Genomic DNA, 14,032 nt, shown 5'->3' with positions numbered 1-14,032 from the left:
TTAGCGAATCCGTGTAGACCAATCTTTTAATACCCTGTCGAGCTCCTTGATTGAAATAGGCTTGGAGATGAAATCCTGCATTCCGGCACTCAAACACATCTCTTTATCTTCATTTCTAGCAAAGGCAGTCGCAGCAATAATAATTGGATACAGCCCCAGCTTCTCGCGTATAATCCCTGTTGCCTCGATCCCATCCATAATCGGCATCTGAACATCCATAAATATGAGATCATAATCCTTGGTCAGCACAGCGCGAACCGCTTCCTCGCCATTGATTGCAATGTCTGGTACATATCCCCTCTTCTTTAGATAAGCCTGCATCAGTTGCTGATTCACTGGATGATCTTCAGCGATGAGAATGGACATGGGTCCATATTCCCCCTTAACATCCCCTTTGGCTTTAGGGTTATCGCTTTTGCCTACATCCGCCGAAGGGTAAAGTGCAACCTTCTGATTCCATTCCTCTTTCGGCAATGAGACCTCCACCGTGAAATAGAACTCTGAGCCATGCTCCTCACAACTTCTTACACCAATTGTTCCTCCGAGCAGCTCCACCAGCTTTTTGCTAATGGCTAATCCAAGTCCGGTTCCGCCGTATTTACGATTGATGGAAGGATGCAATTGCGAGAACGATTGAAACAATAACCCTTGACTGGCAACTGGAATCCCCAGCCCCGTGTCTTTAACCATGAATTTAACAATAATATTTCCTGATTTTTGCGAAGCTTCCAGACTGGCAGAAATACTGATTTCACCATTTTCCGTAAATTTCACCGCATTCCCAACCAGGTTTACGAGGATTTGGCGTAATCTCGACTCATCCGTCACAATGACAAATGGAAGATCAGCTGCAATATCGATAGACAATAATAAGCCTTTCTCTTTGACCTTCGGATAAAATAGCTCGCTAACATTCTGTATCACTTCACGCAAATCCACCATTTGTAGTTCTAATGTCATCATGCCTGCTTCGATTTTGCTGAAATCGAGTACTTCATTCAAAATATGAAGCAATGCTTCCCCGCTACTGTTAATGATTTGTGTGTAGTAGCTCTGCTCTTCATCCAGCTCTGTACCCGAAAGTAAGTCGGCCATTCCGATAATACCGTTCATCGGTGTACGCAGCTCATGACTCATGATCGCTAGAAACTCCGATTTCGCCCGATCTGCTTCCTCAGCAGACTCCTTCGCTCGCACAATCTCCTTTTCTTCGGTAATATCTCGAAAAACGACTACAGCACCGATTCGCTCTTCGCCATCAAAAAGTGGTGTCATGCGATATCTGACCAAAAAGCTGGAGCCATCCCGCCTCCAAAATACACCCTCCTTCTCTTCGAAAGAGAGATTATTGAAATGCGAAGGTATCAGTGTCTTCTGAATGCCTAAAAAAGGCTCATTATCCAGCCAAGTCTGATGAATCGCATGGAATTTGCTGTTCATCCATTCCGTTGGATCATATCCCAGCATAGTAATCGCCGCAGGGTTGATGAACATCGTATCACCTTCAAGGTTCATGCCAAATATACCTTCAGATACCGAATTCAATATTAGAGCATGCTCGTTACTTAACTTCTCTATTTCTTCAAAATGCCGCGCCCGTTCCGCAATGTCCCGGGTTACACACACCAGTTCTTGTCCTCCAAAGGTTTCCGAGTAAATATAGCGTAGTGTTGTCTCCGTCCAAATGTAGGTCCCATCTTTGCACAGAAACCGGAAGGATACAGGTTCGAGCTTTTTGCCTTCCATACAACTGTTAAGATAGGATACTACCTTCTCCTTGTCCTCAGGATGTATGTAATCTATACCTCTGGTTTCGTACATTTCTTCCGGTGTATACCCAAACATCGTCTGGCAAATCGGTGATGCATACAGATAGGTGAGGTGTCCGTCCGCTGTATTTCGTGAAATAAAATCCATTGAATTTTCCGACAGGAGTCGATAATTCTGCTCACTATCACGCATCTGTTCCTCCATTCGATGACGTTCAGTCACATCCTGGGCAATCCCGCTGATCTGTAGCACTCTTCCTTCTTCATCCTTAATCACTTCCCAGTGCACATCCAAAAACTTTAATATTCCATCCGCACTCTTAATTCGAACCATAGCTTCAGCATTCGTTCCAATGGCTAAAGAATGACGAACTAGCTTTTTAAGTATGATTAAATCATTTGGCTCAATGCAGGAAAGGACACGTTTATAATCAAAATAGGAATGAATGCTGTCATCCAGTGAAAAACCAAAAATATTGCGCATCTCTCTAGAAACCGTCAATCGTGCTTTTGTCGCATCCCATTCCCAAGATCCCATTTTCGCAAGATATTGGGCTTTCGCCAGCATATCCTCATATTTCTTACGCTGTGTAATATCGCGGCCGATGGTTAAAATCTGCTTGATTTCCCCCTGCTCATCACGAACTACCTGCGAACTGCTCTCGATCCACAAATAATGTCCGTCCTTATGCCGGGCTCTACGTGTATACACATCCGTATCAGAATAGAGCTTTCCGTGTTGAGTCATCTCTAAGGCATCATCTACGTGATAATACTCCGGTCTTTTTGTACCAATCATTTCATGTGCCGGATATCCTAGCAGCAACTCTACTGAAGGAGACACGTAGTGCAACGTACCGTCAGGGTCGCCAAAAGAAATCATATCCGGTGTATTTTGGGTGATCAAATTATATAAATGCTGATCTTTCTGAATCTTATCTTCGGCAAGCCTTCGGTCTGTGATATCCGTTAGTTCCGAAATCATGACAAGAGGTTCACTAGCATTCTCCTTAAGAATTAGAAATATATGTTGTGCTACCCAGATCATCTCGCCACCCTTACATAAGAACCGTCTTTCTAACTCAATTGCGGTCCCAGGATCTGCTAAGAGCTTGTTCAGGATAACGTTATGATCATCATTAGTCTTATCGTCTGGATAAATTAGATCTAAATAATGTAGATTCAAAAGCTCTTCTTCAGAGTAACCAAGCATATGGCAAAGTGCTGGATTGGATTGAATCAAGGTCCCTTCCTTGGGAGAGACTACAGCAACCCCTATAGAAGACCGTAAGTATAGTTGCTTAAAAAGAAATTCAGACACCTGTGCAGCCTCCTCTTTTGAGATGGGGACAAACTTTATTACAATTTCGTAATCTATTCCAGTATACCTTTTTTTCGGTAATTAAGCTTGATAGCTGAGTCCTAAATGATAGGCCGGTGAAAAGCAATGAGATTGCGCGTTATCGTCATAGACAAAAAAAATAAACAACAAGTCCCGAGTAATCAGGAAACCTGCTGTTTATACATATCACAAGAATAAGGACTATTCTCTTATTAAATTCTCTTGTTGAAGCTTTTTAATTTTCTTACGGATAGGTGCGCCAGCTCTTAAAAAAACAAGTCCTAAAAGAATTAAAAGCCCGCCTAGAATAACATTTACCAAACTAATGCTGCTGGATGAAGTGAAATAATTCGTTAGCCCAATGAGAATGTTCGCTAAACCAAGAATGAACTCTAACCATATAACAGAATTCCATAGCGTGTTAATTCGCTTAAAGTGTTTTATTTTGGATTCCAGATCCGTGTAAATATCAAAAGCACCTTCAGAAGACTTCTTTCTAAGATAGATCCAACGTCCAAAGCTGCTAACACATTCTACTCCATTCTCCTCTAAAAACCTGATGTAAGCGATGCTCTCCGGATGAGTAGGCACATTATCTAAAAGCTCAATCCTATACGTATACTCATTCTTAGGCGTTTCAGTAAACACATATTTGCACCATGTGTAGTTTGTAAGGGCCAGCCCTTTGGCAGATATTTCATTCAGCCACTGTTCTTCCTTCTCAAAATCCCAAAACATTTTGCGAACCACATGTATCATTTGGACTCACCTCCAGCTATTCTCTTCCCATTGGCAATCAGCTCTTCCAACCGGATAAGCTCCCCCTGAATCACCGTCTTCCCTAATTCCGTAATTTCGTACTCCTTTCTTCGGGAGCCCTCTTCCCCTTCCACAGATCTTATCCAGTTTTTCTCCAGCAGGGTGTTGATAGCTCCGTATAAAGTGCCCGCTCCGAGATCCACTCGACCATTACTTAAATCCTTCACATTCTGCATAATCGCGTATCCGTGCATTGCGGTATATAGAGACAATAAAATGTAAAACACTGCTTCCGTTAAGGCTCCTCTTTCTGAGCTTTCAGGCATGATTCCATCTCCATTCTATTACTGTTAGCGATATATCGTTTACCGTAATACCATTATTACGGAAGCCGATATAATTGTCAATACAAAAATACCCATTTTATGTATTTCGTTAAGATTATGACCGCAAAAAAACGCCTACGGCATATGCTATAGACGCTTCATTATCGTTCCCTTTATTTGTTTAGCTGGGGAGACTAGATGCAATTCCATCAACTTGGATCTACTCCATCTAATTAAATCTATTCCTTCTACTTCGCATGGGGTGTAGCGGACTGAGAAGCCTCTATTTGCTAAAAACAGAGGGTTTCCACATACATTCGGACCCAGTTGCAGCTATTCATCCAAATGTACTCCTTTTATACGCAGTTGAAGGCCAATAAGAGCGATACGGTCCGTAACTTCAGAAATAAAAATAGGCTTATACAACTGCCCAAGAGCAATTGTATAAGCCTATTTGGTGATGCGGTCGAGAGGACTCGAACCTCCACGATATTGCTACCACACGGACCTGAACCGTGCGCGTCTGCCAATTCCGCCACGACCGCACATTATGTACACCAGTGAAATAATCACCGTATTTAAGACTATACTCCTTTTTTAGATAAAAAGCAATATATTTATTTATGTATTGTGTAATACGACTGATAGTACGTTAAATTGAAACACATCACTATAGGAATAACCAATCAGTGTTATTTACTTTATATATTTCACTTATAAGTTGTCAGTATGGTACAACATAATTAAAGAATCTAGCGCATCAAAAGTGTCAAACTAAACCAGAAAGGATGAATACGTATGAACCAGCAGTGGAACACCGGAACCTACGATACTGACATGGCCTTTGTGTCTAGGTTTGGGGCATCTTTGATTGAGCTTTTGCGCCCCCAGCTTGGCGAGCAGATCATAGATTGGGGTTGCGGAACTGGCGACTTAGCGGTAACCATTGCTGCTAGCGGCGCCACTGTAACAGGAATTGATGCCTCTGCTGAAATGATTCAGACTGCCCGTGACAAGCATCCCCAGCTAAGATTCATTTTAGCAGATGGGCAAAGCTATGTCGCGGAACAGCCAGTCGATGCTGTGTTCAGCAATGCTGCTCTACACTGGTTAACCGACGCGAACGGAGCTGCCGCTTCAATCGCTGCTTGCTTACGAATAGGCGGACGTTTTGTCGCTGAGTTCGGAGGGCTGGGCAATATCGCTTCCATCGTCACTGAACTTCCAAACGCTTTTGCCGCTATAGGGTGTAGCGGTAAGCTTCAGCTGCCTTGGTACTTTCCAAGTATCGGACAATACACAACACTACTAGAACAGCATGGGCTAACTGTAGACCTCGCCCTTTGTTTCGACCGTCCAACACCACTAGAGGCTGGAGAGCAAGGGTTCCATCGCTGGTTGAACACTTTTGCTAATGGAATCCTAAGTGTCCTCACACCCCCTGAACGAGAAGAAGTCCTCTCTTATATGGAACAGAAACTGAAGCCAACGTTATTTCAGGATAACCGCTGGGTGATGGATTATCGCAGAATCCGGGTTGTCGCTTACAAACGAGTCTAACACTGAATGCGATTTTTCCTATGTCACAAAAAAAAAGAGTGTACTGACGCAGCTTCCGCGCCAATGCACTCTTTTTAAAATTTCAATAAATGATTATCTTCTATCTCCCACATATCGATCGCTACCAGCGCCAAGTCCGACAACCAGGAGCACTACGCTTGCAGCAAGCAATAAAATCAGCGGCATCGTCCAGCTATTCGTCACATCATGCAGCCATCCGAATAAGGCCGGTCCCATGGCAGCAAGTACATAACCTACAGATTGAGCCATTCCTGACAGCTCCGCTGCTTCTCGAGTACTTCTGGTCCGTAGACTGAAGAACATCATCACAAGACCGAAGGAAAAACCTCCGGCAATACCAAAGCATATCGCCCATACAGCCATTAAGGCACTGCTACCCAGCCAGATCCCACCTATTCCGATGAAATACAGAACAGCAGTGATTATTACTAGAATACGTTGATTCTTCATCCGACCTGCCCACAGCGGCACGAAGAAAGTAAACGGCAGCTGCGCCATTTGCATCAGTGATAGTAACCAGCCTGCATGGCTTGATGACATCCCTCGCTCCCCAAGGAGAACAGAAAACCAAGCAATAAAGACATAATAGAGCAGTGACTGTAAGCCCATAAAAATCGTTACTTTCCAAGCCAGCGAAGAACGCCACATATTACCACTTGAGACCGAATTACTCGCGCCAGTCCCTTGATCGAGCTTGCGCATTTGCGGAATCCAGAACAACGTTGCTAGCGCAGCAATCATAAACCATATGGCCAAAGTCCCTCTCCAGCCAAATCCAGTATTACTGGCTAGCGGGACACTAATTCCTGAAGCGACTGCTGCGCATAAATTCATAGATACGGTATAGACACCTGTCATTAATCCGATTTTGTGGGGAAACTTCCCTTTAATAAGCCCCGGAAGCAACACATTACATACTGCAATAGATAGCCCGAGTATTGCCGTACCTGTGAACAACAGACCTACTCCAGATCCCGACCGGATTAAAATCCCCATAGCCAGCATAACCATGGCAATTACTAACACATTAGCCAAACCGAAGCGACGGGCTAGCTTTGGAGCAAACGGGGACAAGATGGCAAAAGCCAACAATGGTAGAGTGGTAATAGCTCCTGCTGAAGTATTCGATAAGCCTAAATCATCCTGAATCATTTGAACCAATGGACCGACAGATGTAAAAGGCGCTCTAAGTGCCGCTGCGATAAAAACAATTCCCAGCACTAGCAGCCAGCGATCATATTTGGTATCCGTTAAGCCTTTATTCTGAATAATTCCTTCTCGTTGTGATGCTTTCATCCTGTATCCTCCTAAATTACAACAAGCATAACCATCTTATACCTCCCTATAAGGACGGTAAGTGACTAAGCTAGAAATATAAAAATATTTATTACATGGCATTAAGAACTATCTTCCACTATTATTATAAAAGTTACAACCCTTAAGTAATTTTATATCCAAATTATTGACAAAACCGAACGACATCTTTAGTATCCATATAATCAGGACAATTGAGAATCAATTTCAATAGAACTCATACATAATTTTATAGAAAAGAGTGAACAGAATGCTTCAAAGGTTTTTTTCCTACTATCGTCCATATAAAAAACTATTTATATTGGACTTCTCCTGCGCTGTTTTTGCAGGTCTGTTAGAACTAGCTTTCCCGGTAGCTGTCAATAAATTTATTGATGATTTGCTCCCGGGTCAAGATTGGCCGCTTATTCTTATTGCTTGTGTCGCACTTCTAGCTATTTACGCCTTGAATACGGTGATGCAGTATGTCGTTACTTACTGGGGTCACATGCTTGGTATTAACATCGAAACCGATATGCGTAAAAAAATGTTTGATCACACCCAGAAACTATCCTTCCGATTCTTCGATAATAATAAAACAGGTCACCTAATCGGACGTATCACCAACGACTTAAATGATATCGGCGAAGTGGCGCATCACGGTCCTGAGGATGTGTTTATCGCCATCATGACACTCGTTGGAGCCTTCATCCTAATGGCTGATATTAATCTGAAGCTAGCAATTATTACTTTTATTATCGTTCCAATTATGGCTTGGGTGATCATCTACTTCGGACGTAACATGACTTCCACCTACCGCCAGCTTTTTGGAAATGTAGGTAGTTTCAATGCCCGTATCGAAGATAATGTCGGCGGAATCCGGGTTGTGCAATCATTTGCCAATGAGCAGCATGAACAAGAGCTATTCGCAGTAGATAATCAAATGTTCCGTAAAACTAAGCTTCTCGCTTATAAAATTATGGCCAAAAGCTTGTCCGTCAGCTATATGATGACCCGCCTTATTACGATCCTTGTGATGATCAGCGGGGCGTGGTTCTTCATCAATGGCGAGCTCCAAATCGGTGAATTTGTAGCATTTATTCTATTATCCAATGTCTTCTTCCGTCCCATCGAGAAGATTAATGCCGTTATCGAGAGTTATCCAAAAGGAATAGCCGGCTTTAAACGTTATCTTGAGATTATCGACACGGAACCTGATATCAGCGACAAGCCAGATGCAGTTGAGGTAAGTACTTTGCGCGGAGATATCACGTTCCAGGATGTCTTTTTCGGATACGACGAGGACCGTCCGGTTCTGCAAAATATTAGTTTGCAAGTAAAGGCTGGCGAAACGATTGCCTTTGTCGGACCTTCTGGTGCCGGCAAAACCACTATTTGCAGCCTGCTCCCTCGTTTCTATGATGTTACAGGTGGAGCTATCACCATTGATGGCATCGATATCCGTGACATGAAGCTGGAGTCATTGCGTAAGCAGATCGGGATTGTGCAGCAGGATGTGTTCTTGTTCTCTGGTACGATTCGCGAGAATATCGCTTACGGAAAGCTCGATGCGAAGCTGCCTGAAATCTGGGAAGCAGCTCGGCGTGCCCATCTGGAGGATCTCATTCAGAATCTGCCAGAAGGCATGGATACGGTGATCGGAGAGCGTGGTGTGAAGCTGTCCGGCGGACAGAAGCAGCGCCTAGCGATCGCCCGCATGTTCCTGAAGAATCCACCGATTCTGATTCTGGATGAAGCTACTTCTGCGCTTGACACTGAAACGGAAGCAGCGATTCAGCAATCGCTGGCGGATCTGTCCGTGGGCAGAACCACACTCGTCATCGCCCACCGATTGACGACCATAAAGAACGCCGACCGGATCATGGTCGTGAATGAAGAAGGCATCGCCGAGCAAGGCCGCCATGAAGAGTTAGTCCAAGCAGGTGGCATATACAGCCGTCTGCATCAGGCGCAATATAACGCCTAGGGATGTTATATCTAGTTCCCTAGCTAAATGAAGCAAGCCTAGTCTCCACGTTATTGGCGACTAGGCTTGCTTTTTATTTGTTCCAGCATGAGAGGCTAAATTGGGCATCCCGGAAGTTAGGGAGTGATGGGGCTAGAGAGTGGTAGGGAATAATGGTCCAATGAAGTAGTGATCTTTTGGAAACGTGAGTATAGAATTAGGGAGTTTCTCCCCAATTTCATCGATAATACAGCCCCAAATTTAACAATTAGGGAATTCCTCCCCTTAAATTCACCCCATTTGCTCATAATAGTGGATTTCAGGTGATTTATAGGGAGAAATTCCCTAAAAAGCGTAAAATCCACTGAAAATCAGCAATTATTAGGGAAGAATTCCCTAATATCAAAGACAATACAAATCTAAACACTCACTCAAACACAACCTAGTTTCATTTATGCCCAAATCGCATTTCCATATTTTATGTACATATATTTTCCTTCGATAATATCATTACCAACAATAATATTATTAGTATCAATTGGATACCCAAGTAGCTTACAGGAAAAAGATAGCTAAGCTCTATCTGAGGAAAATCAAATTCAACGAATCCAGGATTCCCAGATTTTTTCCCTTGGTATTCTTTTAAATATAATAGAATTCTCATACTAGGTAAAGTACTGATGACTAACCATGCAATGTTGTACCTAAGCTTCCTCGTCTTTAAAGCCATCTTGCAAGACATATATGTAAGAAATATTGGTGCTGAATACATTAAGAACATCTGCCTTACCATTTCTTCATTCCATTCCTCAGTATTCAGCTTCAAAAAATAGATAGTTATAAAATGCAAAAATACAACCATTAGAACTTGCAGAATCGCTGGAATTCTAACGTTCTTAAATTCACTTTTCACTATATCACCTCTTAATTTAGTAACAGTTCTGAATACCGATAGATTAATCCTCTATTTTGAATATGTTAAAAAATAAAGAAAGAAGGAGCCGCGTAAAGAACACGACTCCCTCTTAATATAAACCGCCTCAATAGCGGCACTTATGAATGGTGATCCGCGATAAATCGCTATTCACGTACTTATTTCTTCGCAATATGCACTTTAAGCTGCTTACCCTTCACGGTCGTCTCTCTCATTGCTTGCAATACCATTGCACCTTTACCGTTCAAAATATCCACGTAGGTCACATTGTCCTGAATCGAGATTATACCGATATCTTCTGCAGTTATACCCTCAAGCTTCGCGATTGTGCCGACAAAGTCCACGGCTCTTAGCTTCTTTTTCTTGCCGCCGTTGAAGTACAGCTTCATGATCTCTTTGTTCAAGCTCTCGCTTTTGTCCTTCTTGCGGACAGGCTGCTTGTTAATCTTCTGCTCAAACGCTTCCTTCGCGTAAGCAACGGCATCATCCGAAGGAGCTTTCATAGGTGGGAGGCTGAAGCCAATATAGCCTTCGATTTCCTTCACCCATTTTTGCTCATTCGGAGTGACGAAAGTGATTGCTTTACCTGTCTTACCTGCACGAGCCGTTCTGCCTGTACGGTGCACGTAGCTTTCTTTTTCCAGCGGAATATCGTAATTAATCACGTGAGTGATGTTCTCGATATCAATACCTCTAGCCGCCACATCTGTAGCGATTAGATAACGGAACTGCCCTCTTTTAAAAGCATTCATGACCTCAAAACGCTCGTCCTGCTCCATCCCCCCGTGGATCTTATCACAAGGATATTCCAGATCAGCCAACCCTCTAAATACCGCATTCACCTGTTCTTGTGTACGGCAAAAAATAATACAGCTGTCCGGATTCTCCACCGTAATAATATCGCTCAACAGCGAGAATTTGGCAGCTTGTCTCACTTCGATCAACGCATGTTCAATTGTAGCGGTTGTAATTCCACTTGCTTGAATCTCAATTTCCGTTGGATCGCTCATATATTTCCGGCACAAATTCTTAATCACTTCCGGTAATGTAGCGGAGAAAACACAAGTCACTCGTTCTTGGGGCAGCTGCTTGATGATCTTTTCGATCTGCTCAATGAACCCCATGCTCAGCATTTCGTCTGCTTCGTCGATGATCAAATACTTGATCCGATTTAGCGGAAGCGTACCTCTTTCAATATGGTCGAACACACGTCCAGGCGTCCCTACGACAACATGTGTTTTTTGGGTAAGTTCAATTTTTTGTGGAGCAAAAGGCTGCTTACCGAAAAGAGCCACGGCCTTAACCCGTTTAAATCGTCCAATGTTGGTGATATCCTCTTTCACTTGCATGGCAAGCTCCCGAGTAGGCGTTAGAATCAAAGCCTGCGGCTTATTCTCCACCCAATCCACCAAATCACAGACCGGGATTCCGTAAGCTGCCGTCTTTCCACTACCCGTTTGCGATTTAACGATCAGATCCTTTTGCTGAAGAGCTACAGGGATCACTTTGCTTTGAACTTCTGTTGGCGTCTCATATTTTAGGACATCCAGCGCTTTAATAATGTCTTCGTTTAACTCATAATCTCTAAATTGCAATTCACTCATCGTTCAACCTCTTCTATGCCGATTGTTCTGGTTAAAGCGGAAACTCCGCGATCCTTCATCTTGTGCATACTAATCATTATAACAGCTATTGGCTCCCTTGATTCCATTCCTTATAGAACTGGTCCAGAAAATTAAGCATGAAATCATGCCGTTCTTCTGCTAACTTGCGTCCATAGGCTGTATTCATCAGGAATTTTAACTTTAATAACTTCTCATAAAAATGATTGATAGCCGTTCCTTTGCTGTAATCCCTGTACTCCTTTTGAAGCGATTCCTCTCTTGGAGACACTCCCGGATCATAAGCTGGACGACCTTTCGCCCCTGAGAAAATAAAGGTTCTGGCAATGCCAATCGCACCAAGCGCATCAAGTCGATCGGCATCTTGGACCACTTGGCCTTCAAGCGTCTGCATCGGTTCTCCACCGCCACCACTAAAGGACATCGTCTCAATAATCATCATAATATGATTAATTTGTTCCTCATCTGTAAGGTTTGAAGAAAGCCAAGTACGCACTTTAAGCAAACCTTCTTCTTTAGACGGATTAAGCTTCTCGTCAGCAACATCATGCAGCAAGGCGGCCATCGTGCAGACAAATACATCTGCGCTCTCGATCTTGGCAATTTCAGCGGCGGTGTTGCGCACTCTATCGGAATGCCACCAGTCATGACCCGTAGTGTCTTGTCCAAGTTGTTCTTTAACAAAATCTTCGGTCTGAGCTATAATTAAAGATTCATTCATCGTAGAAAAACTCCCTTTCCTTAAGGAATATCGAAGCCCTATTATAGCTGATAACTGGTCTTTTCGCCCACAAGAAATCGAAGCTATTATAAATTGTTACTTGCATGACTCCAAATGATCCGCTATAATCGGCAGTAATCAAAATTTCGAAGGGAATTGGTTCTGATGAATACAAATACAATCATGCTGAATCAACTTCATTATTATCACAAACAGCGTTAGCACTCCTGAATTTTTTCAGGGAGGCTAACGCTACTCGCGTTGGCCTCCCTGCGGCATAGATCACGCGCAGGACCAAGAGGTCCTGCGCGTTTTTTTATTTTCTAAACTATGCCAATATAAAAGGAGCTACTAATGATGCAAAACATTAAAGGAACTTATGATTACTTCGGTCAAGAGCAAGCGCTCAGAAAGAACATTCAAAATACGCTGCAGGACTTGTTTGAGCTCTATGATTTTGAATCGATGGATACGACACTATTAAATGAATTGGAGTTACTGACCTCGAAATATGCAGGCGGGGATGAAATTCTCAAAGAAATGTACCAGCTCACGGATCAAGGCAACCGCAAACTGGGGTTACGTTATGATCTGACCATCCCTTTTGCCAAAGTGATCGCTTTAAATCCAGGAATAGAGTTCCCCTTCAAGCGGTATGAGATCGGAAAAGTGTTCCGAGATGGACCTGTGAAACGCGGGCGTCTGCGTGAATTCCTGCAATGTGATGTCGATGTGGTCGGCATTTCCGGCCCTGAGGCTGAAGCAGAGCTGATGCAGCTAGCTACCGAAGCTTTCCGTAAGCTAGGCATCCCTATCATCCTAAAATGGAATAACCGACGTTTTCTCAGTGAGATTCTGGAGTCCATTGGCGTACCTGCTGAAGAGCAACTATCCGTTATGCTTACTCTTGATAAACTTGAAAAAATCAACATTAGCGGAGTCGAGAACGAGTTGATCGCCAAAGGGCTTGAATCTGCAACCATCTCAGCGATTCTAGCACTTATCGAAATGGACAATCCAAGCTTTGAGCAGTTATGCGACAAATACAATCTCACAACACAACCGGGTGCGTCAGAGGTTCTCGTCCTGCAAAATCTAATCCAAGACATCGGACTACAGGAGACTTGCCGCTTCGATCCTTTCTTATCCCGAGGTCTTTCATTCTACACAGGAACAGTTTACGAGATCTTTGATGCATCTGGTTTCTTCGCCTCAAGCTTGGGTGGCGGAGGCAGATATGACGCGATTATCGGACAGCTAGTGGGCAGAGAGGATATTCAATATCCTACGGTGGGGTTGTCTTTTGGTATGGAGTCAATCATGGCACTCTTAGCAGAACGACCTACCCAAGAAAATAGAGCAGCTAATGTTATGGTCATTCCGATTGGTGAGACACTCCCACAAGCTTTGATTGCAGCAGCCGAGCTACGTGCTTGTTCTATAAGAACCACTCTCGTATCCGGAAAAAGAAAATTAAAAAAGCAGCTCGCCACAGCCTCATCCAAAAACATCCGTTACGTTATACTGATCGGCGAGAGCGAATCCAGTGTCGATAAAGTACGTCTGAAGGATATGGAAGAACAAACAGAGGTTATCGTTCCGCTGGATGAAGCTATTTATCTCATCACTAAATAAGGATCATTCTTAGGTACTGCTCAAAAAAAGACCCCGCCGATCACCGGCGGGGCAAGTTATATATTAAGGGAGGTTATACATGTA

The 14,032-nt window shown here is 43.3% G+C and carries 10 protein-coding genes and 1 tRNA gene; 3 read left to right on the top strand and 8 right to left on the bottom strand.

Annotated elements, in window-relative coordinates:
- The 4 genes from ACN6MV_RS10370 to ACN6MV_RS10355 form a co-directional block, all read right to left on the bottom strand.
- Entirely contained in the window at window positions 1–3,090 is a 3,090-nt protein-coding gene (locus ACN6MV_RS10370; protein ID WP_419886297.1) for a PAS domain S-box protein, read from the bottom strand.
- Between the two features lie 222 nt (window positions 3,091–3,312).
- Window positions 3,313–3,870: a DUF2812 domain-containing protein gene (locus tag ACN6MV_RS10365; protein ID WP_042126233.1), complete on the bottom strand. Its 558-nt coding sequence runs from the start codon at window positions 3,868–3,870 to the stop codon at window positions 3,313–3,315.
- Window positions 3,867–4,196 (bottom strand): PadR family transcriptional regulator, encoded by a 330-nt coding sequence (locus tag ACN6MV_RS10360; protein ID WP_042126232.1) that lies wholly within the window; start codon window positions 4,194–4,196, stop codon window positions 3,867–3,869. Before ACN6MV_RS10360 ends, ACN6MV_RS10365 begins: the two co-directional genes overlap by 4 nt.
- A gap of 461 nt (window positions 4,197–4,657) precedes the next feature.
- Window positions 4,658–4,741 (bottom strand) — tRNA-Leu (locus ACN6MV_RS10355).
- Between the two features lie 253 nt (window positions 4,742–4,994).
- Between ACN6MV_RS10355 and ACN6MV_RS10350 the strand changes: the two genes are divergently transcribed.
- On the top strand, window positions 4,995–5,756 hold the full coding sequence (locus tag ACN6MV_RS10350; protein ID WP_076120058.1) for a class I SAM-dependent methyltransferase: 762 nt from the start codon (window positions 4,995–4,997) through the stop codon (window positions 5,754–5,756).
- A 93-nt stretch (window positions 5,757–5,849) separates the two neighbouring features.
- Here the strand turns inward: ACN6MV_RS10350 and ACN6MV_RS10345 are convergent, their stop codons facing one another.
- Complete coding sequence (locus tag ACN6MV_RS10345) at window positions 5,850–7,073, bottom strand: CynX/NimT family MFS transporter (RefSeq protein ID WP_081389908.1); 1,224 nt, start codon at window positions 7,071–7,073, stop codon at window positions 5,850–5,852.
- A gap of 268 nt (window positions 7,074–7,341) precedes the next feature.
- Between ACN6MV_RS10345 and ACN6MV_RS10340 the strand changes: the two genes are divergently transcribed.
- The gene (locus tag ACN6MV_RS10340) at window positions 7,342–9,057 is read left to right on the top strand and encodes an ABC transporter ATP-binding protein (RefSeq protein ID WP_419886296.1); all 1,716 of its coding nucleotides are present in this window, start codon (window positions 7,342–7,344) and stop codon (window positions 9,055–9,057) included.
- Between the two features lie 457 nt (window positions 9,058–9,514).
- On the opposite strand, the gene ACN6MV_RS10335 is transcribed toward ACN6MV_RS10340, so the two are convergent.
- From ACN6MV_RS10335 to ACN6MV_RS10325, 3 genes are all read right to left on the bottom strand, one after another.
- Entirely contained in the window at window positions 9,515–9,949 is a 435-nt protein-coding gene (locus ACN6MV_RS10335; RefSeq protein WP_419886295.1) for a hypothetical protein, read from the bottom strand.
- Window positions 9,950–10,128: 179 nt separating this feature from the next.
- The gene (locus ACN6MV_RS10330) at window positions 10,129–11,574 is read right to left on the bottom strand and encodes a DEAD/DEAH box helicase (RefSeq protein WP_375102531.1); all 1,446 of its coding nucleotides are present in this window, start codon (window positions 11,572–11,574) and stop codon (window positions 10,129–10,131) included.
- A gap of 85 nt (window positions 11,575–11,659) precedes the next feature.
- A complete protein-coding gene (locus ACN6MV_RS10325) occupies window positions 11,660–12,313 on the bottom strand; it encodes an HD domain-containing protein (RefSeq protein ID WP_419886294.1) in 654 nt (217 codons plus the stop codon).
- Between the two features lie 354 nt (window positions 12,314–12,667).
- On the opposite strand from ACN6MV_RS10325, the gene ACN6MV_RS10320 reads away from it, so the two are divergent.
- Window positions 12,668–13,948 (top strand): histidine--tRNA ligase, encoded by a 1,281-nt coding sequence (locus ACN6MV_RS10320; protein WP_419886293.1) that lies wholly within the window; start codon window positions 12,668–12,670, stop codon window positions 13,946–13,948.
- Window positions 13,949–14,032: the final 84 nt, after the last annotated feature.

Origin of the sequence: Paenibacillus sp. B-A-8 (genome assembly GCF_048572915.1) — a bacterium.
Lineage (GTDB): Bacteria > Bacillota > Bacilli > Paenibacillales > Paenibacillaceae > Paenibacillus_AQ.
The sequence above is the reverse complement of the archived record's forward strand: the minus strand, read 5'-3'. Positions and strand labels throughout refer to the sequence as shown.